The 24,274-nt window shown below is 53.1% G+C and carries 17 protein-coding genes and 2 riboswitches; of the genes, 15 read left to right on the top strand and 2 right to left on the bottom strand.

Annotated features, from left to right (window positions below; translation table 11 throughout):
* Positions 1 to 75 precede the first annotated feature (75 nt).
* The 10 genes from ABE504_RS11365 to ABE504_RS11410 all read left to right on the top strand — a co-directional run bounded on the left by ABE504_RS11365 (position 76) and on the right by ABE504_RS11410 (position 12,957).
* Positions 76 to 576 (top strand): TRAP transporter small permease, encoded by a 501-nt coding sequence (locus tag ABE504_RS11365; RefSeq protein ID WP_430088195.1) that lies wholly within the window; start codon positions 76 to 78, stop codon positions 574 to 576.
* Positions 573 to 1,868: a TRAP transporter large permease gene (locus ABE504_RS11370; RefSeq protein ID WP_430088197.1), complete on the top strand. Its 1,296-nt coding sequence runs from the start codon at positions 573 to 575 to the stop codon at positions 1,866 to 1,868. The genes ABE504_RS11365 and ABE504_RS11370 overlap by 4 nt, the downstream gene beginning before the upstream one ends.
* A gap of 132 nt (positions 1,869 to 2,000) precedes the next feature.
* A complete protein-coding gene (locus ABE504_RS11375) occupies positions 2,001 to 3,038 on the top strand; it encodes a TRAP transporter substrate-binding protein (RefSeq protein WP_430088199.1) in 1,038 nt (345 codons plus the stop codon).
* Positions 3,039 to 3,112: 74 nt separating this feature from the next.
* The gene (locus tag ABE504_RS11380) at positions 3,113 to 4,963 is read left to right on the top strand and encodes a sensor histidine kinase (protein WP_430088201.1); all 1,851 of its coding nucleotides are present in this window, start codon (positions 3,113 to 3,115) and stop codon (positions 4,961 to 4,963) included.
* Entirely contained in the window at positions 4,956 to 5,702 is a 747-nt protein-coding gene (locus ABE504_RS11385; protein WP_430088203.1) for a response regulator transcription factor, read from the top strand. The genes ABE504_RS11380 and ABE504_RS11385 overlap by 8 nt, the downstream gene beginning before the upstream one ends.
* A 444-nt stretch (positions 5,703 to 6,146) precedes the next feature.
* The gene (locus ABE504_RS11390) at positions 6,147 to 8,384 is read left to right on the top strand and encodes a helix-turn-helix domain-containing protein (RefSeq protein WP_430088205.1); all 2,238 of its coding nucleotides are present in this window, start codon (positions 6,147 to 6,149) and stop codon (positions 8,382 to 8,384) included.
* A 198-nt stretch (positions 8,385 to 8,582) separates the two neighbouring features.
* A complete protein-coding gene (locus tag ABE504_RS11395; RefSeq protein ID WP_430088207.1) occupies positions 8,583 to 9,488 on the top strand; it encodes an ABC transporter permease in 906 nt (301 codons plus the stop codon).
* Between the two features lie 12 nt (positions 9,489 to 9,500).
* Entirely contained in the window at positions 9,501 to 10,376 is an 876-nt protein-coding gene (locus ABE504_RS11400) for a carbohydrate ABC transporter permease (RefSeq protein ID WP_430088209.1), read from the top strand.
* Positions 10,377 to 10,405: 29 nt separating this feature from the next.
* Positions 10,406 to 12,046: an extracellular solute-binding protein gene (locus tag ABE504_RS11405; protein WP_430088211.1), complete on the top strand. Its 1,641-nt coding sequence runs from the start codon at positions 10,406 to 10,408 to the stop codon at positions 12,044 to 12,046.
* Positions 12,047 to 12,057: 11 nt separating this feature from the next.
* A complete protein-coding gene (locus ABE504_RS11410) occupies positions 12,058 to 12,957 on the top strand; it encodes a family 43 glycosylhydrolase (protein ID WP_430088212.1) in 900 nt (299 codons plus the stop codon).
* Positions 12,958 to 13,065: 108 nt separating this feature from the next.
* Here ABE504_RS11410 and ABE504_RS11415 read toward each other — a convergent pair whose 3' ends face one another.
* On the bottom strand, positions 13,066 to 16,137 hold the full coding sequence (locus tag ABE504_RS11415; RefSeq protein ID WP_430088214.1) for an amino acid adenylation domain-containing protein: 3,072 nt from the start codon (positions 16,135 to 16,137) through the stop codon (positions 13,066 to 13,068).
* 24 nt (positions 16,138 to 16,161) lie between these two features.
* Entirely contained in the window at positions 16,162 to 17,910 is a 1,749-nt protein-coding gene (locus ABE504_RS11420; protein WP_430088216.1) for a methyl-accepting chemotaxis protein, read from the bottom strand.
* 142 nt (positions 17,911 to 18,052) lie between these two features.
* Positions 18,053 to 18,137, bottom strand: a riboswitch (cyclic di-GMP riboswitch).
* Positions 18,138 to 18,342: 205 nt separating this feature from the next.
* Here ABE504_RS11420 and ABE504_RS11425 point away from each other — a divergent pair.
* The 5 genes from ABE504_RS11425 to ABE504_RS11445 all read left to right on the top strand — a co-directional run bounded on the left by ABE504_RS11425 (position 18,343) and on the right by ABE504_RS11445 (position 23,888).
* Entirely contained in the window at positions 18,343 to 19,545 is a 1,203-nt protein-coding gene (locus ABE504_RS11425) for a multidrug effflux MFS transporter (RefSeq protein WP_430088218.1), read from the top strand.
* Positions 19,546 to 19,603: 58 nt separating this feature from the next.
* A riboswitch (ZMP/ZTP riboswitch) is annotated at positions 19,604 to 19,683 on the top strand.
* A 57-nt stretch (positions 19,684 to 19,740) separates the two neighbouring features.
* Positions 19,741 to 20,589: a bifunctional 5,10-methylenetetrahydrofolate dehydrogenase/5,10-methenyltetrahydrofolate cyclohydrolase gene (locus ABE504_RS11430; protein ID WP_430088220.1), complete on the top strand. Its 849-nt coding sequence runs from the start codon at positions 19,741 to 19,743 to the stop codon at positions 20,587 to 20,589.
* A 161-nt stretch (positions 20,590 to 20,750) separates the two neighbouring features.
* A complete protein-coding gene (locus tag ABE504_RS11435; protein ID WP_430088222.1) occupies positions 20,751 to 21,905 on the top strand; it encodes a sulfite reductase subunit alpha in 1,155 nt (384 codons plus the stop codon).
* 135 nt (positions 21,906 to 22,040) lie between these two features.
* Entirely contained in the window at positions 22,041 to 22,997 is a 957-nt protein-coding gene (locus ABE504_RS11440) for an ATP-binding protein (RefSeq protein WP_430088224.1), read from the top strand.
* A gap of 18 nt (positions 22,998 to 23,015) precedes the next feature.
* Complete coding sequence (locus ABE504_RS11445) at positions 23,016 to 23,888, top strand: tetratricopeptide repeat protein (RefSeq protein WP_430088226.1); 873 nt, start codon at positions 23,016 to 23,018, stop codon at positions 23,886 to 23,888.
* Positions 23,889 to 24,274: the final 386 nt, after the last annotated feature.

Genomic DNA, 24,274 nt, shown 5'->3' on the forward strand with positions numbered 1-24,274 from the left:
ATCGCCTGTAAGCCCTTACAATGAGAAAGAAAAATCAATAGGCTTTTCAAGCCAAGAGAGGGGGACGCAAACCGCATGAAGACGCTAAAGCGAATCCTACTAGGAATCGACAGTGTGTTCGAAAATTTTGCCTTGCTTGCCTTAACTTCGATGACCATCATTGTTACGATTCAGGTCATTACCCGCAAGCTGTTCAACTTCGTATTTTTCTGGTCAGAAGAAGTGACGCTGCTGCTGATGGTGTGGTTTTCGTTCATGGGCATCGCCATTGGCTTTCGGGAGAAGCTGCACATGGCCATGGACAGTGTGACCAAGCATTTTCCGGCCCGTGTGAACTGGGTGCTGGATAAGGTCATTGATACTTGCATCTTCCTGTTCGGGCTGTATTTGCTCGTGAACGGATGGGATTTTACGGTGCTGATGAATGAATCGATCATGCCCGCCACACAGCTTCCGAACAGCGTGCAGTATGCCGTGATGCCGCTGACCGGCGCCATGATCTGTGTCTATGCCTTCCTGCAGTTCATCGGCGTGGATACGAAGCGCCATCATGGGATTGGGGAGGGAGACGAATGAGCAATGCACCGGCAATCGCAATCCTGTTAATCTCTTTCGTGGTGCTGATCGTGCTGCGCTTTCCAATTTCGATTACACTGGCGGGTTCGACGTTGGTTACGATGATGTATCTCCACGTTCCGTGGGTCGTGGTCGGGCAGCGGATGATTCAGGGCATCAATTCGTTCCCGCTGCTGACGATTCCGTTCTTCATCCTCGCTGGACAGATTATGAGCGCGGGCGGCATGGCACTTCGCCTCGTCAATTTGGCGCAGCTATTTGTCGGCGCTGTCCGAGGCGGACTCGCCATGGTGAACTGCGTCGCCTGTATGTTCTTCGGCAACATTTCCGGCTCGGCGGTGGCGGACGTATCGTCGATCGGCTCCGTGCTTATCCCGGCGATGAAGAAAAAAGGCTACGACGCCGACTACGCCGTTGCCGTGACGACGTCGGCTTCCATTCAAGGTGTGGTCGTGCCGCCAAGCCATAACCTCGTGCTGTATTCCATCGCAGCTGGCGGCGTTTCGATCTCCGGCCTGTTTCTCGGCGGCATCGTGCCGGGCTTGTGCCTGATGTTTACACTCATGGCCGTTTCGTATGTCATCGCGGTCAAGCGGGGCTACGCCAAAGGCGAGCCTGTCAAATGGGCGGATGTGCCGAAAATCGTGCGCGACGGATTTCTTTCTTTGCTGACAGGCGTTATTATTTTAGGAGGCATCTTAAGCGGCTGGTTTACCGCTACCGAATCTGGCGCGATGGCGTGCGCGTATGCGTTCATCTTGACCTTTTTCGTCTACAGGGACGTTCCGCTCAAAGATTTCTACCTCATTCTCAAAAGAACGTTTCGCACGGTCGCGATGGTGCTGTTCTTAATTGCCGCATCGGATGCCTTCGGCTGGATTCTGGCTTATCTCAAAATTCCTTCCCTTGTCACCGATCTGTTTCTGCATATCTCCAGCAATCCGATCGTCATTCTGCTGCTGATTAACGTGCTGCTGCTGCTGCTCGGCTTCCCGATGGATATGGCGCCGATGATTCTCATTATGACGCCGATCCTGCTGCCGGTCGTCACGTCGCTGGGCGTCGATCCTGTGCATTTTGGTATCATTCTCATCCTAAACTGCGGTATCGGCTTAATTACGCCGCCCGTCGGCACGGTGCTGTTCGTCGGCTGTGCAATCGGCCGGGTATCCGTTGACCAGGCGACGAAAGCGTCGTGGCCGTTCTTTATCGCCATGTGCGTGGTGCTGATGCTGATCACGTACATTCCAAGCATTTCGCTGTGGCTTCCGCATTTGATTAATGGCGGTTGATCCCAGGGCTAAAATAATTACAAAAACATATAAAAACAGTCCCGTATGAAATGAATGCGCTTGCAATTATACTGAATTACGACAGCGAGTGAGACGATTGCGGTTAACTATTTGTTAAAAGGGGAGAAGGATATGAACAAAAAGGTGATGACAGGATCAGTTGCATCCTTGCTGTTGGCGGGAATTGTGCTTGCAGGATGCAGCAGCAGTTCAACGACAAGCGGTACGCAAGCGACAGGAGCGGCGAAAACGGATGATAAGAAGCCGACGCTGACACTGCGGCTCGCCGATACGCACCCGCCGGATTATCCGACGGTGCTCGGGGATAAGAAGTTCGCTGAGCTCGTGAGCCAGAAATCGAACGGACGCATTAAAATCGACGTCTTCCCGTCGTCGCAGCTCGGGGAAGAGAAAGCGGTTGTCGAGCAAGTGCAGCTCGGCGCGATCGAGTTTACCCGGGTCAGCACCGGCGTCGTGGCCGACTTCAGCAAGGCGATGGGCGTGTTCAGCCTTCCGTATATTTTTGACAATGAAGAGCATGAGTGGAAGTTCCTGAACAGCGCGGACGGCAACAAGCTGCTTGACAGTCTGTCGGCTTCCCGGTTTATCGGTCTCGCTTACTACGATTCCGGCGCACGCAACTTCTACAGCCGCAAGCCGATCACGAGCATTAACGATATCAAAGGTCAAAAGATTCGCGTTATCCAAAACAAGATCAACATCGACCTGATCTCGGCGCTTGGCGCCAGCGCGACTCCGATGGCTTACGGCGACGTATTCAGCTCACTGCAAACGGGCGTTATTGATGCGGCGGAGAACAACTGGCCGAGCTACGATACGTCGAACCACTACACGGTTGCCAAAAATCTCATTCTCGACGGCCACCAACGGGTGCCGGAAGTGCTGATGATGAGCAAGGTGGCGTTCGACAAGCTGTCTGACGAAGATAAGAAGATCATGAAGGCGGCAGCGCAGGAATCCGTGCAGTATCAACGCGACGAATGGAAGAAATTCGAGAAGAAATCGGAAGAGAAGATTCGCGCTGCGGGCGTGACGATCACCGAGGTCAAAGATGTGAAGCCTTGGCAGGACGCAGTCAAACCGACGATTGAGAAATATCGCGCCGAATATAAGAGTGAATTGGAAGCTATCGACAAGGCTAGAAGATAATCATAAAATAGAGCGAGGGGGCCGCGGATTGACTTGGCTCCCTTTTTCAATCAGGCGGCGGGGAGGCGAGGCGAGTGCTGGGCAAATGGAAATCGGTCTGTCGGCGCATCGTGCGAGTGCTCCTGCTGCGCGACCTTCCGCTCACGAGCAAGCTGCTCGTGTATGCCGGTCTGCTCGTTGTCGTGCCGATGTGCTGCATCGGTTACGTCTCCTATCTTCGCTCCTCGGAGGTACTGGAGGACGAAGCCAAGCAATACAGCTGGCAAATTATCGAACAAGTAAACACGCACGTTGGGTATTACGTGAACGATTTTGAAATTAGCATCCTCAAGACGATCAACGATCCGGTCATCAATGCGCTGACAAAGATCGGCAGCCGAGAGGAGCTGAATGCAAGCGGCATGGCTGACAGCGTGAAGCAAGTGCTGCGGCAGGCGGCGTATTCGCGATCAGACGTTTCCAATATTACTGTGGTGCTGGACAACATCCGTACTTTCGACGTGTGGACGGCCCCGAACATGCTGGCCGAAAAAGACATCCAGCATGAATACTGGTACGGGACCGTGTCCCGGGGCTATGAATTTAAAATTTTTACCCGGGTCATTATGATCGACGACCGCAGGGAGCAGGTGATTTCGATTGCCAGACGGCTCATCAGCCCGCAAACGCTGCAGCCGATCGGGATGATCGTCGTGGATGTGAATTTTAAGCGCTTCCAGGAAATTGCGGAAAAGGTAACGATCGGCCGTACGGGGTACATGTACATTCTCGATTCGGAGGGGCGGTATGTTTACCACCCGAACCTCGGATCGTTAGGGCTGCCGGCGGAGTTCGAAAACTTGCCGAACATTCTCACGAACGAAAGCGGCTCGTTCGTCACGGCGAGCGGCCCTAAGCGCCTGATGACGTATGCGCATTCGTCTTTTCTCGGCTGGACGCTCGTCACGTCCATTCCGTATGCGGAGCTGCTGCAGGGCACGGCGTACATTCGCCATACGATTTTCCTCACCGTCTGTATTACATTGCTGGTGGCGGCGATCCTGGGCATCGGGCTCGGCAGCAGCATCATTCGCCCGGTGAAGAAGCTCGCGCGCTATACGAGACGCGTGGAAGCGGGCGATTTCAGCGGCTCCGTGGAGCTGGAATCGAAGGACGAGATCGGCATGCTGACGCACAGCTTCAACCGCATGGTGGGTCGGCTCAAGGATCTGCTTGACGAAGTGTATTTCTCCAAGCTGCGGGAGACGGAGCTTGCGCTCAGACAGCGGGAGATTGAGCTCAAAGCGCTGCAATCGCAGATGAATCCGCATTTTTTATACAACTCCCTGGAAACGATTCGGGGGATGGCGCTGGAGCAGTCGGCAGATTCGATTTCCGAGATTGCCGGCTCGATGGCCCGGCTGCTCCGCTACAATTTGAAAATGACGTCGCAGACGGTTTCGTTGAAGGAAGAGCTGTATTACGCCGAGGTGTATTTGCGCATCCAGAGCTTTCGCTTCGAGGATAAGCTGCAGGTGGAGATTGAGGTGCCGGAATGGGCACAGAAGCAGCCCATCGTCCGGTTTTCCTTGCAGCCGCTCGTGGAGAACTGCATCGTGCACGGCATTGAGCCTGCGCTCGGCATCACACGCATTCGCATTAAGGCTTATGCCGAGGGGGCGAATACGTTGGTTGTCATGGTTAAAGATACTGGTATGGGTATCCCGGAAGAGAAGCTGCGGGAGATTCGGCAGAGTTTGGTCGACAAGGATATTATGCACGGCGGGCCGAGTATCGGCATTGTGAATGTGCACCGAAGAATTCAATATTTGTTCGGAGAGGACTACGGTCTGACCATCGACAGCCAATTGGAGCGGGGCTCGGTTGTCCAAATTCGCCTGCCGCTCACAGTGGCGGCGGAAGAAAGGGGGAGTCAGGATGTATAACGTGCTGCTCGTGGAGGATGAACGATGGGTGCGCACCGCTGTCCGACGAACGATCGAGCGAACGGCGCTTCCCTTCCAGGTCGTGAAGGAGTGCCAGAACGGACTGGAAGCGCTCGACTGGCTGCAGCATCAGCGCGCGGATCTCGTGCTGGCGGACATTCGCATGCCGGTCATGGACGGCTTGACGTTCCTGTCCCAGCTGCGCGAGCGGGACACGACGACTTCGATCGTGCTCGTCAGCGGGCATGACGATTTCAAATACGTCCAGCAAGGGCTGCGGCTCGGCGTTTTCGACTATATGCTGAAGCCCGTCGAGACAGAGGAGATGCACGCTTGTCTGCGCAAATGGATGGACAGCGTCGGCAGTCAGCGCCTCGAGGCCAAGCCCGAGGCGAAAGACGCGGCCGAACTGACGCCGGTCGAACGGGTCGTGCAGCTCATTCACGAGCGGCTGCCCGGCGAGATTACGCTGACCGACGCGGCGTCGGCCGTGCATCTCAACCCGAGCTACTTCAGCCAGCTGTTCAAGCAGCGCATGAACCAGACGTTCGTCGATTACGTGCTGCACGCCCGCATGGGCGAAGCAGAGCGGCTGCTGAAGCTGACGTCGCTGCGCATCTCCGAAATTGCCGACCGGCTCGGATACACGGACGTTGCGTATTTTAGCAATACGTTCAAGCGGATTAAGCAGTATACGCCTTCGGAATACAGGAAACGGTTGGTGGAGGCGGGGAAGTAGCGGGAGAAGGAGCCCGGTACGATGCATAAGGCAGGAAGTCTAATTTCCCTCGGGGGAGTTAGGCTTTTTTGTGCGTGCGTTCCCCATGGCAGCGTTCCCCACGGCAGCTGTTTCCCTCGATAGCCGTCTGCCGCAGCTCCGGCCCGGCTTCCTGGCCGATGAAATTCCTGCGAAGAGGCAGGAATCCCCGGCAACAAAGGCGCTTTTAGCAGAATGCCTGCGATAAAGCAGTTTTTCGGACCGAAATCTCCCAAAAGTCGGACTCTGGTCCGAAATGCCTGCTGAATTGCAGGAATTTGATAGAATCGAGTGGGGGATAGTGAAAATGCCTGCTCTTTTGCAGCTTTGGGAGGAAGCCAAGCTAGCCAGGCAGGAAATTAGATAACTCACAAAGAATCTATGTTATTTATAGGTTACGCTAAGTGTTCTTTTAGGGGGAAGACGATGCAAAGAAAGTGGTTCTACCGTCTCTTGCTGTCGTATATGCCGTTTTTCGTGTTTGTTGTGCTGCTGCTGTGCATGACGTTCTATTATCGCTGGAGTGAGGAGACGAAGGAGCGGATTCAGAACACGAACGATGTGTTTGCCGCACACGTCATGAATGTGATGGATTCTTCGTTCCTGACCATCGAGAATTATATCGTGCAGCAGATGCTCACCGACGAGACGATCAAAAATTACTACAACGCGGAAGGGCCGACGGCCCCGTTTGTCGCGTATCAGATTACACAGCGGCTAAATGAGATCAAGACGCTGTTCCCTTTTGCGGGCGACGTGTACTTGTACAAAAAATCAAACAATGAAGTGATCACGGACAACGCCATGTTTCAGCTGGACCAGTTTGCAGACCGCGCCTTTGTGGAAGCGGCGTTCCAAGGCGCCATGAACGGCAAATGGACATCGCCGCGCAGCTACAACCAATTCATCGGGGAAGTGCGGCCGGATAAAGCGATGTCGCTCGCCAAACCGGTGCCGATTACGTCCGCGATCCCGAGCGGTGTCGTGGTCGTCAACATTCAAGCAGGCTCCCTGCGCAGCATGCTGCAATCGATCAAAGCGAGCGCCGCCGATTCGATCAATCTGATCGGTGCCGACGGGCATCCCTTCTTCGAAGCCGCAACTGCCGACGTGAAAACGGGCGAATGGGGAAGCAGCAGTGTGCGCTCCGCCTATACAGGATGGAAGCTGGAAGTGAAAGTGCCGCCGCTTGAGCGGGCGAGTGTCATGGCCTTCTTTCTCGAGGCATGGATGCTACCAGTGCTCGGGCTCATGCTGCTCGGACTGCTTTTCCTTACGTACATGACGCACCGAAACTATAAGCCGATTGAGGAAATCATGATCCGAATCGACCGCTACGCGCTCAAACGAAGCCTCTCCATGGGCAAAAAAACGGCGCACGACGAATTCCAGTTCATCTCCTCCGCGCTGGATAATCTGGTCGAGAATTCGCATCAATATGAGAAGCGCTATCTGGAAGATTTATCGATTCGCAAAAAGTATTGGTTCTACGAGCTGCTGGAAGGCCACTTCTCCTTAACGCCGGAGGAATGGCGGCTGGAAGCCGATCAGCTCAAGCTGCCAGAGACATTTGCATCCGCGATGGTCATAATTGTGGAAATTGACAATTATCAGGATTTCCGCCGTACATATTCCGTGCGCGACCAGCAATTATTCAAATTTGTCATCCACGGCGTCATGCAGGAAATCGCCCAAGGCGAGCAAGTCCCGATCTGGCTCGAATGGAAGGAAGCCGATCAACTGGTCGCAATTCTCTATGTCGATGCGGAGAAGGCACACACCGCTGTGGACAACATTGCGGAATCCGTGAAAGCATGGGTGGCGTCCAACCTGCAGTTCACGACGTCCATCTATGTCGGGACGGAAGCGCACGATGCGGAAGACATCGGCCACTCCTACCAGGATGCGCTGCGGGCAGGCGAGTACCGGACGCTGCACGGGTACAATCATGTTTATTTTGCGCGCGAGACCCAGCCGCACACCGGCGGCGATCTGTATCGTCCCTTGCAGGCGGCCAAGACACTCGCGAAAGCGGTTCGTGCTGCGGAGCCGACATGGCAGGACGAGCTGGAGGCGATGTTCGCCGAGATGCGCAGCGAGCAGCTGCCCCGAGAGAAAGTGCTGGACGCGGTGCAGTATTTATTTTATGAGCTGGATAAAATGTTGCAGGATCTGCCCGAGCTGCCCGAAGGTCAGCTCCCTGCCCGCTCGTCGTCTGCGGAAGCGATGGCGGACTTGACGAAACTCGATCTGATCGGCGAGATTCAGAGCGGCTTAACCGCCTATCTCAGTGACCTGGTCGACACGCTGGAGACATGGCAGCATGGGCAGGATTACCATCGCCTCATCGGCGAGGTGAAGACGTTCCTGCTGGCGAACTTCAGCAATCCGGATCTGTCGCTCCATTATCTCAGCGAAAAGTTCGAGCTGTCCTCCCGCATGCTCAGCAAGCTGTTCAAGGCGGAGACGGGCGAACGGTTCGTCGACTATTTGATCCGCATTCGCGTGGAGGAAGCGAAGCGGCTGCTCGTCGAGTCCTCCGATTCCGTGCAATCCATCGCCGAGCGCGTAGGGTATTTGCAGGTCATTTCTTTTATCCGCACGTTCAAAAAGAGTGAAGACATGACGCCGGGCGAGTATCGCAAGCTGAATCAGACGTCCTAACCTAAATGTTAATCGGGGAAAATTGTTTATCCCAACCGCTAGAAGCCGCCTTAATTTCGGAATTAAGGCGGTTTTGCGTTCCGCGACACTTTTGTTTATCGTGGAAAAATGGAAATTGAAGCCCCGGCTCTCCTTCTCGTATAGTAAAAGTGTGTTCGGGTCATTCCTGCAGGAGACGCTGACGCATCACGATAGGAGGTGAGTCTGATCGGTAAAGCCATATGGAAACGCAACATTTCGTTATATGTGATGTTTGCGCCAATCATTGTGTTCTTTATTGCTTTCAAATATGTCCCAATGGCGGGCAGCATTATGGCGTTCAAACATTATAATTTCGGCGACGGCATCTGGCACAGTCCGTGGGTTGGCATGGACAACTTCCGCGTGCTGTTCAGCACACCCGTCACTCTACAAATTATTCGCAACACGCTGGTGCTCAGCCTGCTATCGATTTTCGTCGGGTTCCCTTTTCCGATTCTGCTCGCGATTATGCTCAATGAAGTCAAGACGATGTGGTTCAAAAAGATCGTGCAGACGCTCGTCTTTTTACCTCACTTCTTCTCGTGGATCATCGTCGCCGGCATTATCGTTACCGTATTCTCGCAGCAAGCGGGCACGGTGAATGCGCTGTGGCAAGTGCTGTTCGGACAGTCGTACGCCTTCCTGTATCATGAAGGTTCCTGGCTCGCGATTTTCGTCTCCTCCGGCATTTGGAAAGAAGCGGGTTTCAGTGCGATCGTTTACCTGGCGGCGCTAAGCAGCATTGATGCGAGTCTGTATGAAGCTGCCAGTTTGGACGGCGCGAGCAAGCGGCAGCAGATTTGGCATGTGACGCTGCCCGGTATCAGCTCGACCGTCGTGCTCATGTTTATTTTAGCCATGGGACGCGTGATGGAGGTCGGTTTCGATCAAGTGTTCATGCTTCAGAACTCGACGGTCTCCAATATTTCGGAAGTCATCTCCACGTATATTTACAAAATCGGATTAATGGGCTCTCAGTTTAGCTTGACGGCTGCGATCGGCTTTTTTGAATCCCTCGTCAGTTTAATCCTAGTTGTCATCACCAATCGGATTGCGCGCAGATTCGGTAACGGATTGTGGTGAAGGAGGGCGAACATGCAATTATCGCGAAGTGAAAAAATGATGATGTCCGTCTGCTATGCGGTGCTCGTGATCGCGGGGCTCCTCTGCCTGTTTCCGCTGATCCATATTGTCTCGTTGTCGATCAGCGATACGCACGCCGTAGCGTCGGGCTGGGTGACGGTCTATCCGATCGGCTTTTCGTTCGAATCGTATAAGCAACTGATGACGGGAACCCCAATCGTGCGGGCATTTTGGAACTCGGTGCAAATTACCGGCGTTGGGGTTATCCTAAGCATGGCTTTTACGATTCTGGCGGCATATCCGCTGACGCGCACCTACTTTTATGGAAGAAAGTTGTATACGTTTGCAATCATATTCACCCTGCTGTTCAGCGGCGGACTGATTCCGACATACTTAACGATCAAAAGCTACGGCCTGATGAATACGTACTGGGCCTTATGGCTGCCGGGCTTGGTCAGCACGTTCAACCTGCTCGTGCTCCGGTCTTTCATCGAGAATATTCCTTCGGAATTGGACGATGCGGCCCGGATGGACGGGTGTGGGGACTGGTTGTACCTAAGGAAAATCGTGCTTCCGCTTTCGATGCCTGTGCTCACGACACTCGCGCTGTTCTACGGCGTCGGGTACTGGAATTCTTTTTTCAACGTGCTGATGTATATGAATGAAACGACGAAGTATAACCTTTCCGTACTTGTGCAGCAAATGATTCAAAGCCAGACGATGCTGGCGCAGATGAACAGTTCGGATCGAGCGGATCAGATTCTGCTCACGCCGGAAGAAATCAACTCGGCTGCGATTATGGTCATGGTGCTGCCTGTGATGATCGTGTATCCGTTTTTGCAAAAGCATTTTGTGAAAGGCGTTATGATTGGCGCCGTTAAAGGATAATGACTATGTCGACAAAGGGGATAGGGTCTATGAAAACTTGGAAAAGAAATACCGTCGCGGCTGTTGCGCTGCCGCTTGCTTGCGGATGTCTGCTTGTTGCTTGTTCGGATAGCGGAAGCGGAAAGAAGGAGGGCGAAGCGACGGCCTCGGCAGCAGCGACGGCCAAGGCGAAAGGCAATATTTCAGTGACGATCTATGATCGCGGCAACATTCCGCAAGGGGTGGGCACGATCGATAACAACCGCTGGACGAAGTGGCTGAACGAGAACGGCCCCGCTAACGCCAAGTACGTGCCGATCCCGCGCGGAGAATCGGTGCAGAAGTTGAACATTTTATTTTCTTCCGGCAGCGCGCCTGACGTCATCGAAGAGTTCGACACGAACTTCAGGGATCAGCTCTACCAGCAGAAACAGATTATGCCGGTCGACGATCTGATTCAGAAGTACAGCACGACGTATAAGGAATTGATGACGAAATATCCGGAACTCAAAAAAGCCAGTACGAAGTCGGATGGCAAGCAATACGAATTCGGACGGGTGCAAAAGCTGACAGGCTTCCAGGCGCTGTTTATCCGCGAGGATTGGCTCAAGAAGCTTGGTCTCAAGGAGCCGCAGACGGTGGATGAACTGTTTGAGGTCGCCAAAGCGTTTGCCGAGAAAGACCCGGATGGCAACGGCCAGAAGGATACGTACGGCATTGCGCTAAGCGGTGAAACCGGCGGCACGATTTCCACGATGTTTCAGGACGTGACGTGGGTGGTGGAAGACGGCAAGCTGGTTCACGATTGGGATAGGGCCAAAGCGGCGGTCACGTTCAAGAAGAAGCTGTATGATGCGGGACTGGCTGATAAAGATTTTTTATCGGATAAAAACGGTCAAAAAGCGCTGCAGGATTGGATTAACGGCAAGACGGGCATTTTCGTCGGCCGTACGATTGACCCTGTGAATTTCTCTACGTACTACGAGCCGCTGAAGAAAAACGTGCCGAGCGCTGAGGTAAAAGCGATCAAGTTGCCGGCGTCTTCCTACGGTCGCTTTGCGGTTGGCGTGAACAATCCAGTGCAGATGACGACCGTCATCAATGCGAAGACGAAAGATCCGGAAGCGGCGATGAAATATATCGATTTTATGTCATCGAAATCAACAGGGGAGATGCTGCGCTATGGTACGCCGGAGGTCGACTCCGCCAAAAACGCGAATGGCTGCTATGCACCGAAGGATATTCAGCAGTTCAGCAAAGAAGTGGCGTGGAACAGCGACTTCCAGCTGTTGCTGCAGCAGATCGAGCTTGAACCTTGCGCAAGCGTGGCGAGCCAACTTGATGCCAGCCAGCCGCTGCAGAAAGATTTTATCGATCTGATCAAGCAAAACAATGAGGCGAACCTCAGCTCCGATGTGAAGTACGCTCCGATTACGTACGGCGAGCATATGCCTGCGCTTCCGGAAGACCTTAAAATTGTAAATACGAACGTCGCGAAAATTACGGATTTCTATAACAAAGCGATCGTGTCCGGCTCCTCGTACAGTGTGGATCAGGCGTTTGCGGACGCGAAGGACATGTGGCAGAAGTCCGGCGGCGCGAAGCTGGAAGAGTTCTATCTGAAATGGTACGCGGAGAACAAAGATACGGCTTTCCTAGCCAAAGACATGTGGAAATTTATTCAAAATTAAGGAGGGCCACCATGAGATTTGCAGATACGACCGCGGGCAGGCCATACGCGAAAGATCCCGCCGTAGTCCGGTATAAAGGAAAGTATTGGATGTACTACTCCAGAGGGCCGTTCACGGACGGCCGCTGGGGGATCGGCATCGCCGAGAGTTACGATTTGGAGCAGTGGACGAAAATCGGCGAAGTTCCGATTGAACAGGACTGCGAGGCGAAGGGGATTTGCGCGCCTGGGGCGATTGTGCTCCAGGATCGTATTCACTTGTTCTATCAGACGTATGGCAACTTTCCGAAGGATGCGATCTGCCATGCGGTTTCCGAGGACGGCGTAACCTTTGTGAAAAATGCGACCAATCCGGTGTTCGCGCCGACCGGCGACTGGAACAACGGCCGGGCGATTGACGCCGACGTGATCGTGCATGAGGATCGCTTGCTGTTGTACTTCGCTACCCGCGATCCGCAGGGCGAAATCCAGATGCAGGGCGTCGCTACCGCACCCCTGCATTCGGACTACGGGCGGGCTGATTGGACGCAAGCGTGCAGCGAATCGATCTTGCAGCCTGAGCTGCCGTGGGAAGGCAAATGCATCGAGGCGGCAGCCATGCATAAGCGGGACGGCCAGCTGTATATGTTCTACGCCGGCGCCTACAACAACGAGCCGCAGCAGATCGGCTGCGCGGTCAGCCTGGACGGCATCCGCTTCGAACGGCTGTTCCAGGAGCCGCTGCTCCCGTGCGGCGAGCCGGGAAGCTGGAATGCCAGCGAGTCGGGGCATCCGTTCCTTTTCGCAGACGACGATGGCCGCACGTACTTGTTCTACCAAGGGAACAACGACCATGGCAAGACGTGGTATTTGTCCAAGGTGGAGGTCGGCTGGAATGATGGCCGCCCGTTTCTGATATCGAGCGAGGCGTAAGGTGACGATCGCTTCAGCTCCATCCGCATATTCAGGCTGCAAAAAAGCAGCTGATCCAGGCACTTCTGGATTAGCTGCTTTTTTCCTGATGCTACAATTTGTATTATTTCAGCGCGGGCGAGGGGGAGGAAAATAACCGCGTTCCACAGCATGTTCCACGAGTCTGGTCACTAACGCATTCAAGTCAGGCAAGGCAGGCAGCGGGCCGGCTTTCCGAATGGAGTCGTCGCAGCCATACAGGTAAGGGGAGTGACGAACTCCGTCGCCTTCCAATAAAGGAATAGCCAACTGCACAGCCTCCTGACTAATGCTGCCGCCTTCGTTCAAGACCCACTTGTCAAACGCCTTCTGCGGTAAAAGGTCAATGCGATGGCCCAGTTCCCTTAGCGCTTCAATGATAGCGGGGAACCGTGCTTGAACCGGGTTGCAAATGTGGTACACTTCACCGAACGACCGCCGTTTCATCAAGCCCGCCATAAAGCTGCTGACAAAGTCGATGGGAGCCACATCCACATAGGCGTCGACCGCAGGCGCTTTTCCTAACAGGAGGAACGCCTTGATCATCCGATAGAAGAAATTCTCGTGGATGTTTTGCTGGAAGCGTCCTGTTCTGCTATGGCACGATAAGTTGCCAGCGCGATAGATTGAACATGGAACACCCGCCGTTATTGCTTCAGCCACTGCTTTTTCGGCTAAAAGTTTACTGTTCGTATATACATTTTCCAGCTCTACAGCGTAAAAATCCCGGCTGTTCTGCGCTGCCGCTTCCCAATGGCCTGCCGCTGCCAAATCTTCGGGAATGCCGAGCGTTGAAATAAAATGAAAAGGGACGTTCCCCCGACTGGAAGCTAATTTCAGCAGATTCTGCGTGCCGATCACATTGGTCGCATAGAAATCGTCCGCATTGCCAAAGTGTCTCACATCCGCACCGGCATGAAGGATGGAGGTGATGCGGGTCGAAACGATCTTGTATTCTTCCTCACGCAAACCTAATTCCTCCTGTACTAAATCGCCTTCGAGGACAAATATCCGATGCGAATAGTCGGCAAAGAGTGACTGACCGAAGTAAGCGTCTAAGGTTTCCCAGACCCGGGCAATGCCGTTCTGACCAAATTTGCGGCGAACGAGCAGATGGAGATTGGCCTTGGTGGTCGTCAGCAGTTCGTACAGGAGGTGCGAGCCCAAATACCCGGTTGCTCCGGTGAGGAGGATGTCCGAACCTAACCCATCCTGCCCTTGAATGTCTACCTTCGGAAGGGAAGGAAGTTCTCCAAGCGTCCTATACTCGGTGATCGGCGCAACTTCAGCTTCGTCGCCTTCATCGGCCAGGGTTGACATGCAGGCGGCCAACGCTTTAACCGTTGGATGTTCATACAAATGATGCATCCGCAAGTTGAAGCACATCTGTTTTAACCGGGACAACACCTTCATCACCCCAAGCGAGTCTCCGCCAATCTCGAAAAAGCTTTCGTTGCGGGAGACCCGGGCAATCCCTAAAATATCCGACCATACGGCTGCGATGGCGCGTTCAACGTCCCCGATAGGGGCTTCATAAGGGAACGCCGTCTCCGCAAGGGCGCTGTTGTCCATCGCAAGCAGTTTTTTTCTGTCTACTTTGCCTGTTGGCGAGAGCGGAATCTCCGGAAGACGATAGAAAAAGCCGGGAATCATATAAGAAGGAACGAATGCTTTCAAATGCTCGCGCAGGTCCTTGCTGGATACGTGGGACTTCTCAGAATAAAAGCAGGATAGATGCTTGACGGTATTGTTCTCCTGAATCGCGACGACGGCGGCATCGAGAATGGCGGGATGCTTGGACAGTGCGTTCTCAATCTCGCCGATCTCGATGCGAAAACCACGCAGCTTCAGCTGCCCATCCTTGCGGTACTGAAACTCGAGACTGCCGTCCGGCAGCAGCTTGACGATGTCGCCCGATTTGTACACCTTGGCTTTCGGATCGATGCCGAAGGGGCTGGGTACGAACACTTCGTTCGTTTTATCCGGAAGATTCAAATAGCCTTGTGCGATCGCAAACGTTTCGATGTAGAGCTCGCCTTCTTCGCCGACTTCCGCGAGCGTCCCGTCTTCCTTCACCACATAGACCTTGTAATTGCCGATTGGATAGCCAATTGGGACAGTGATCGACGTACTGTTCCAGTAGTCGGTGATTTTAAACGTCGTGGTCACGACCGTGCATTCCGTCGGACCATACGCGTTGACAATGACGGTGCCCAGGCCGAACTTATCCTGGAATTTCCGAACATGATCGGAGAGGAGGGCCTCTCCGCCGACCGTAATATTTTTGACCGCCCGGAAGGCAGATTCGGGGTTAGGCATGTTTGCCTCCGATAGCCGATTGAAGACAGATGTGGGAATACATCCTATGATAGTGACTTTTTTCCTTTCAAGAAGCGACAAAAAAAGCTCCGGCGTCAACTGCTCTTCCTTTGTCAAAATCGCAAGCGTCGCCCCGTTCAGCAAGCAGTTGAACGTATCGAGAATCGAAGCGTCGAAGCTGAAGGTGGAAAATTGCGTTAGCACGTCGTTGCTCGTAATGTCCAATTGCTTAGCGAAAGTATTCGCCAGATTCACAACCCCTCGATGCGCAATCAGCGTGCCTTTCGGATTCCCGGTGGAGCCGGACGTATAAATCACATAGGCCAAATCGTCCGGCGCGATATCCGCATCCGCGAAGCGGGTGGCACACTCGGAAAAGCAGCTTTCCAGCGAAACCGGCTTCTCAATATCGAGCGCAAGGCATAGTTCGGCTGCACGTTCAAGATGTCTCTCTTTAATAATCAACTGCTTGCAGCTGGCATCCTGTACGATATACCGGTTGCGTTCAACGGGATGCTCCGGGTCGATCGGGACATAGGTGCCGCCCATGCGCATAACGCCGAGAATGGAGATCACAGTTTCAGGACTTCGCTCCATATAGATGCCGACAAAATCGCCTTTTCGGCAGCCGGCGTCCGTCAATGCGTTGGCCACCTGGGCGCTTTTCCCGAATAACTCCTCATAGAGAAGCTCCTTGTCGCCGTAAGAGATAGCGACTTTCGTCGCATACCTCTCTGCTGTACGGCGGAAGATAGAGGAGATCGTTTCGGTTGCCGGATACGCTTCATCGGTTTGATTGATTCGGCTGTAGATGGACGGGGTGTTCTTGACGAGATTAAGCATGGTCTCTCTCTCCTCTTTATATCTCTATTTTTTTTTCATCTCGATTTCAAATTTGCCAACCATATGGCTTAATTGTTCCGCAACGGTGGAGAGCTTGCCGGCAAAAGTGGAAATGCTCTGCAGGGACGATTCCTGCGTCAGCACCGAATCCATAATTTTGCTTGTGCTGCTTGCCGTTTTTCTTGAAATGCCTTCCAATTCACCCATCATGGCTGTGACTTGCTCAGTGCTTGCGGACATCTCCTGGGTAGCGGATGAAATATCCAGCACTTGATGGGAAACGACCTGTGAGGCTTCCCAAATGTTGCTGAACGATTCGCCGGTGCTTTTGGCGATGTCCAGCCCTTTTTCGGTTTCGCCTGTGCCTTTCGTTACGTAGGTCACTGCGTTGTGGGTTTCGGATTGGATGTCGTCAACGAGCGTTTCAATCTGACTTGTCGAATTTTTCGATTGCTCGGCCAGCTTGCGGACTTCGTCGGCAACAATCGCAAAGCCTCTGCCATGCTCGCCGGCCCGGGCGGCTTCAATGCTCGCGTTTAGAGCAAGCAGGTTGGTTTGCGTCGTAATGTCTTTGATTAGACGAAGAATCTCGCCGATCTCGCCTGATTTCGCTTCCAGCAGCTTGATGGTGTCTGCCGTAGAGATTGAATTGGAATTAATAAGTCCCATTTGCTCCGAAATGCTTTGAGCTGCTGCATTGCCTTCCTCGGACAGGTTCTTCATATCTTGCGAAGCATGGGCCACTTGACTCGCGTTTTGCGCAATGACTTGCAGCGAGGCGGCAATTTCCACGAAGGAACGTCCGCATTCTTCTGTAGACGTTTTTTGCTGGTCCACATGCGTATTCATGTCCCGAATTTCCGCTGTGATGACTTCGATGCTGCGTCGGTTATCTTCCGTAATGCCGGAGAGCTGGTTGGATGTTTCGGCTACATGGGTAGCGGTCATCTTAATACTCGTTAAAATTTCACGAATATTGGCAAGCATCGTATTGAATTTTTGATTCAATTCGCCGAATCCGCCTTTTTCCTCAAGCGTAAAATTAAACTTCCCCTTCGAAGCTTGCTCGATGCCACGCATCAATTGATTGATTGGCATGAGGGTGCGCTGTGCGACAACATATTGGGCGCCACCGCAAATGACCAAGGCGATTAAGAGCAAGATGATTGAGCGCAGCAGGAACGATTTTTGGGCTTCGGGGATCATCTTGGCATTCATATCCACAGCGAAGTAGGCCGCCACTTTGCCGCTATCGTCCATAATCGGGTAAAGAACACTGACCCAAGTACCGTAATCATCGCTGTAAAAAGAAGTGAAGGTCTCGGTTTTTGTTTTCAACATGCTTCTTAAACCGTTGGCGATTTCTTTCGGCTGCTCGTACATATCCCCGATTTTCAGGCCTGCTTCTTGAAAAGCTTTTACAACGTGACTAGGGAACGCAATCAACGATGTTTTATTGCCATCCTGCAGCTCGACACCGAAGATGTAAGCCTGCGCGACATTGGCATTGAAGGCGGTGTAGCTGTCAAACAGCTTGGTTAATCTTTGCTGCTCGCTGGCCTCATAGCTTTTATCGCTTAACGCGCCTTGAACATCTTTGTAGGTAATGCCTTGGGCCCACACGGACGTCATCGTATGGGTCTGCTCTCTGAGCGTTTTGGTTAATAGATTACTTTGAAAATAAGCGCTGACGGAAATCAGCACCACGCCGATGACAAGTAAATTCAGCATGGAAAATAGTAGATTTTTGCCGAAATAGTTCTTGGTTTTCAACTTTACTGCACTCCTTAAACGGTATTTGAGGTGACTTGCGAACTGGAAATTCGGGGAATTCCTCCAATCTTCAACAATTTTTTCAGGCAGTGGCATAAAAAAAAGCCTGACCCGTGAGCTCGGGATAGGCTCGCTATCACAAACTGGCGGTTTGGCAGCCATAGCTTTGAAGCTTTAGGCCCATAACTTTGCGCCCTTACCTTTCGATAAGTTTGCCATTTGCAGTTTTTTTTACCTGATAAATTATAAGTATTATAAATTACCAGAACATTCCTGTAAACACCAGTAATCTAGAAGATTTGTAAACAAAAAGTGAAAACGGTTTCTTTTTGGTCGAAGATAACTGTTGTCAAAAACTGTACAGTTATGATAAGGTGGAATCATAGAGATAAGGATTCCGGATATGGAATGGAGAAGAGGAGAAACTTTGCAATGACAACAACGAACAATCAGCATGCCGTTAGGCTAGCGCTGCTGCTAGGCCTATTTTCAACGCTTGGGCCATTTACCATCGACATGTATTTGCCAGCTTTCCCGCAAATTGTGGAGCAATTCGGTACGACGGCTTCACTTGTACAACTCAGTTTGACCGCCTGTTTGCTTGGGCTCGGCGTTGGTCAGCTTGTGATGGGCTCGCTTAGCGATGTCCACGGCAGGCGCAATCCGCTGCTCATTTCCATGGCTATTTATGTCGTCGCCTCATTAGCTTGCGCATTCTCGCCCAACATTTGGACGTTAATCGCCTTCCGGCTCGTGCAGGGCTTTGTCGCTTCGGCAGGCATTGTCATCTCCCGTGCCATCGCACGCGATATGTTCAGTGGACATGAGCTTACCAAATTTTTCTCGCTGCTCCTGCTTGTCGGGAATTTGGGTCCGCTCGTGGCTCCGGTGACGGGCAGCGGCGTGCTCTCGCTCACAAGCTGGGTCGGCGTCTTTATTTCGCTGTCGCTGCTGGGTATTTTCCTGTTGGCCTCGACCAAATGGGGACTGAAGGAGACGCTGCCTGTAGAACGCCGAAGCCCCAGTAATTTCATGCAGCAGTTGAGGAACTATGGCTCGCTTTTGCGCGACCGCACGTTTGCCGGCTACATGCTGGCGCAGGGGATTATGATCGCGGGTGTTTTCGCGTATGTATCAGGTACGCCTTTCATCTATCAAAATATTTACGGCGTTTCGCCTACCGTCTTCGCCCTTTTGTTCGGTTCTAACGGGATTACCTTGATCATCGGTTCCCAACTGGTTGGACGCATGTCGCACCGCGTGTCGGAGAAAGCGTTCCTGGTGTTCGGCCTATGGCTGGCCGGTGCTGCCAGCATCGCAGTGTTGGTAGTGGCCTACTTCCACGGCCCGTTGTACGCGTTGGTCATTCCACTGGTGTTCTTCGTCGCCTCCATCGGGATTACGTCCACAGCGGCGTTCCCGCTGGCGATGGAAAGTCAGGGGCACATGGCGGGCAGTGCGGCTGCGCTGATGGGCGTCATTCCGTTTTTGCTCGGAGCTGTCGTTTCGCCGCTCGTCGGGATTGCCGGGGAAGACACGGCCGTTCCGCTAGGCGTACTCATTTTGGCGACGAGCACCGCAGCGATGCTGTCGTATTTCCTTTTAGTGAAGAAGGGATCGCGGCAGGAGGCTTGACGTGTATCTAATTATGTCTTGTTTTTTTCATGAATTTCTGGCAAAATACAAGTAACTTTTCGGTATGTGTAACTGGCGAAACGTGGAGTACCACGAGGGAGCACATACGTCATATGGCCGATCGCCTGGGCAGAGGTAAGGGGAACCATTCTCCTTGCCTCTTTCTGTTTTTATCATGGTGGGAGGATGAGAATCATGAAAAATAGTCCAATCGTATTAGACGGAAATCGCGTCGCTGCGGAAATTAAAGAAGGGTTAGCTCCACGCATCGCCAAGCTTGCGGCAAAGGGCATCGTGCCGTGCCTGGCAACGATTCTTGTCGGAGACGATCCGGCGTCGGCGACGTACGTCCGCATGAAGGGGAACGCGTGCAAGCGCCTCGGGCTTCGCTCGATCCGGGTTGATCTGCCGTCCGCGACCACGACGGAGGAACTGATCGCCGCCATCCGGGAGCTGAATAGCGATCCGGCGGTGCACGGGATTCTGCTTCAGCACCCCGTGCCGAAGCAAATTGATGAGCGGGCGGCATTTGACGCCATCGCGATGGAGAAAGACGTCGACGGGGTGACGACGCAGGGCTTCGCGCAGACCGCCTTTGGCTTCGCAGCGTTTCCTTCCTGCACGCCGGCCGCCATTATGGCGATTCTGGCGTATTACAAGCTGCCGGTTGCGGGCAAGCATGCCGTGGTCATCGGCCGCAGCCCGATTCTGGGCAAGCCGGTATCAGCGATGCTGCTGAACCAGGATGCGACGGTAACGACTTGTCACTCCAAGACCGAGGGACTCCCGGCGTTCGTGCGTTTGGCGGACATTGTCGTGGCCGCGGTTGGCAAGCCAAATTTTGTACAGGGCGATTGGATTAAGCCGGGGGCGGTCGTGCTGGATGCGGGATATAATCCAGGGAATATCGGCGATGTGGACTACGAGGCCTGTCTGCCGGAAGCTTCTGCGATAACCCCGGTTCCGGCGGGCGTAGGGCCTGTCACTATCGCGATGCTGCTGAAGCATACGGTAGATGCAGCAGAGCAAGGCGGGCAGAGCTAACTGAACTTTTCGACAATTTGGGTCGTGGGAAAGTATCCTGCTAATCCGGATATTCTCCATTCACTTCCCCGGGCATTATGAGTAACATAAATAAAGAAAACATTTCTTATTTTTAATTTTTGTGATATTCTAAATTATTATAATTTTTGAGGTGAAGATGAATGCAAGTAACTGATGTCCAACAATCCGCATTTTCAAGAACAAACCCTTTCCCGGCGAAAGTTCTCAAGAATGTTAATCTGAACGGAGCCGGTTCTCATAAAGAAACACGGCATCTTGAACTATCGCTCGCAGGTTCCAATCTGACCTATCTTCCAGGCTATGCGCTGGGAATTGTCCCTCAAAATGATCCGGAACTCGTCGCTTCACTGCTGGCAGCTGCACAGTTAGACGGTGCGGCGTCCGTTAGCATCAATAAGGAAGGCGACACGCTGTCCTTGAAAGATGCGTTAACGAATTACTTTGAAATTACACTGTTATCGAAGAAAATTTTGCAGCAAGCTGCGGCATTCACCGAGAACGAAGCGCTCAAATCGCTGTTGTCGACCGAGAATGCCAACCAGTTGAAAGAGTACACCAACGGGCGCGATTTGCTGGACATGGTGCAGGACTTCGGGCCTTGGAAGCTGTCGGCACAGGATCTCGTATCGCTGTTGAGAAAAATGACGCCGCGCCTGTACTCCATCGCGAGCTCCATCGCTGCGCACCCGGAGGAAGTGCACCTCACGATCGGCGCTGTGCGCTACAACGCTCACGGCCGTGAGCGCAAAGGCGTGTGTTCCGTGCAGGTCGCTGAACGCGTTCAAGAAGGCGACACGCTGCCGGTGTTCGTGCAGCTCAACAAGCATTTCCATCTGCCGGAAGAGCTGGAGAAAGACATTATCATGGTCGGCCCTGGCACAGGCATTGCGCCGTTCCGTTCGTTCATCGAGGAGCGTGCGGTGACCAAGGCGACAGGCAAAGCGTGGCTGTTCTTCGGCGACCAGCATTCCGCGACAGATTTCCTTTACCAGGAAGAACTCGAAAAATATCAGCAAGACGGCGTATTGAGCCGTATCGATGCAGCCTTCTCGCGTGATTCGGACCAGAAGGTGTATGTGCAGCACAAAATGCTGGAGCACAGCCAGGAATTGTTCGCATGGCTGGATAAAGGCGCCTACTTCTACGTCTGCGGTGACAAGACGAACATGGCCAAAGACGTTCATGAAGCACTGCTGCAAGTGATTGAAAAAGAAGGCGGGCTGAGCCGTGAAGCGGCGGAAGCGTACTTAACCGAGATTCAAGAGCAAGGGCGCTACCAGCGCGACGTGTATTAAGAATAGAAGAGTGACCGATGCCGTGAATACGGATGTTGCGTCGCTCTTTTTCTTTATGACTCTATCACTCTAGCAGGATGAGCCTGGCAAGCAGTTATGGTAAACTAGATGTAATTCTGACAAGGGGTGAGGCAGATGTCCGATCAAGACGAGCTTGCGCAGCGTCGAAAAAACAAACTCAAACTCATTCAATTCAGCAAGGATGATCAAATGCTGGTAGAATCGGAGAAGCCGAAAGAGACCTTTGCAGACGTAGGGGGACTGGAAGAGGTGAAGAAAAAAATTCGCATGAATTTTATTCTTCCGCTCAAGCAGCCCGAAGTGTTTGCGGCCTACGGCAAAGAAGCGGGAGGAAGCTTGCTGCTCTACGGCCCTCCGGGCTGCGGGAAGACGTTCATTGCCCGGGCGGTTGCCGGCGAGATTGATGCAAATTTTTTACATATTGAATTGCAAGCGATTCTCTCGATGTATGCTGGGCAGAGCGAACACAATCTGCACGATATTTTCGAAAAAGCCAGAGAGAATAAGCCTTGCGTTATTTTCATCGATGAATTGGATGCAATGGGCGGAAGCCGCCATCAGATGAGACAGCATCACGACCGGATGCTAGTCAATCAACTGCTCCTTGAGCTCGACGGGCTGCAGGCGAATAATGATCAGGTGTTCGTCATTGGCGCAACGAACACGCCGTGGTATCTCGACTCCGCCCTGCGTCGGCCGGGCCGGTTTAATCATCTCGTGTTCGTACCGCCGCCGGCGGAAGCGGAACGTGAGGCCATTCTCGAGCTGAAGCTTGCCGGCAAGCCGATGGGCAGCTTAAAGCTGGCCAAGATTGCCGCGCAGACAAAGCTGTTCTCTGGCGCGGACCTGGAGCAAGTCGTCAAGGATGCCGTCGATTGTGCGATGGAGCGGACATTTGAAACGGGTGAGATTCAGCCGATCAGGCAAGAGGATCTGCTGGCGGCGGCCAAAGCGCGCAAATCGACGACGCTGGAATGGTTCGCGACGGCGAATAATTACGCGACCTTCAGCGATGTCAATCACGACTACAAAATCGTGCTCGATTACATCAAGCAGCACGGCATTAAATAGCCGGCGGAGGTGAAAACGATGATAGCCGATCCGTCGACACAAGCGGCGTATGCCTCAGCTTTGCAGCTCATCAATTGGAAGCGGTATAAGGAAGCGCTCGCGGAATTGGACAAATTGTTGCAGCAGGATCCTGAGGATCCTGACGTGTATGCGCTGAAGGCCCGCGTGTTTCTTAAGCTTAGCGATTACGACAAAGCGCTTTATCAAGCGAAGGAAGCGCTCAAGCGCAATCCGGAGCATCCCCATGCCTGGTTCGTTCTCGTCGGGGTCTATTACGAAACGGACAATGAGCGCGAATTCGAGCGTGCTCTCCCGGAAGCGCAGCGCGTCGATCCTTATGAGGCGCACTATTTTTTTCTGAAAGCGAATCGCTTGACGAAAAAAGGCAAGTTCCAGGAGGCCAGAGTTCAATTGCTCCAAGCTGTAGAGCTAGAGCCGGAATCTCCGTTATACTTGGCTATGCTCAGCTATCTGGAAGCGCTCCTGGGTGACGACGGCGCTTCTAAGCGATTGGAGCGCCAAGCCATTCAATACGATGCGGAAGCTCCGCTCGTGCTGCTTTATTTGGCGTGGGCGGCGTCCCGTCGAGGAGATTACGATAAGCAAGAGACGTATATGCGCACAGCTGTACGCTTGAACCCCGAATCCAAGCAGTTTCAGGATGAATATCTCGAGGCGCTGCAGATCAGCAACCGGGTGTATCGCATCTTCCTGGCGCCTTCCCGGCTCATCCGCAAAATGAAGTCATGGCAAATTTGGGTCGCCTGGATTGCCGCATGGATCTTGTTTAAGCCGTTAATTTTGCTGTTTATCCTGTTGTATGTCATTACCCACTGGGTGACCAAAGGCATCGTGCATGTGCGCGTATTCGGATGGCGACGCAGGGGATAAGAGGAAGAGACGCGCCGTCTGGTTGGACGGGGCGTCTCTTTGTGTTGCAGCGAGGGGGGGCCTTGCTGCGGTGCGATGGGATGTGCTGGTTTTCGTGGAGCATGGACTCCGAACCCGGAACTCGGAGCCCGAACCGCGAACCGCGAACTTGCTCCCGAACCCGTCCCCGAACCTGCCCCCCAGCAGGGATCCTGTAAAAACTACATCAAATTCCCCCGATTTTCCTGTTTACAGGCGAAATCATGTAAAACATACATCAAAAATACGAACCAGGCCGCATTTTAGCCTCATTTGGAGAAAATCACCAAAATTACATGTAGGAAATGCAGGAAGTGCACCTGTGTTACGGGAAAACTGCCGATATTCATGTACAAAATGCAGGTTCA

Origin of the sequence: Paenibacillus oryzisoli, from assembly GCF_050467285.1 — a bacterium.
GTDB lineage: Bacteria > Bacillota > Bacilli > Paenibacillales > NBRC-103111 > Paenibacillus_E > Paenibacillus_E oryzisoli_A.